This window comes from Alkalihalophilus lindianensis, assembly GCF_032843265.1.
Lineage (GTDB): Bacteria > Bacillota > Bacilli > Bacillales > Bacillaceae_D > Alkalihalophilus > Alkalihalophilus lindianensis.
On the sequence record NZ_JAWJBA010000449.1, the window covers coordinates 1 to 265 of the forward strand.

A 265-nucleotide genomic window follows, 5' to 3' on the forward strand; every position below is an offset into this window, starting at 1 on the left:
TCATCATATGCTTTCAATTCATCTATTTTCTTTTCAAGGGATTTTAACTCTTTCTTTGCATTACTAATCTCTTTTGCTGTTGAATCCCCATCAATGATATTAAGTAAATCTTTCTTTTCAGCATCTAAACGAATCTGATAGTCATGTAAATAATCTGTTCGAATACGTGATAACGTGCTTTTATCATAACGGTGCATGTAGATTAGACAGTTAAATGCCTTTTCTTTTCCTGATGTGAATAGCCAGTATATTGGTCGCTTACTAT

At 32.1% G+C, this 265-nt stretch carries 1 protein-coding gene; it reads right to left on the minus strand.

Going from position 1 to position 265, the window contains the following annotated elements; translation table 11 throughout:
- Positions 1-265 (minus strand): hypothetical protein (locus RYX56_RS22985; protein ID WP_317124206.1); only part of this gene is annotated, 265 nt, incomplete at both ends.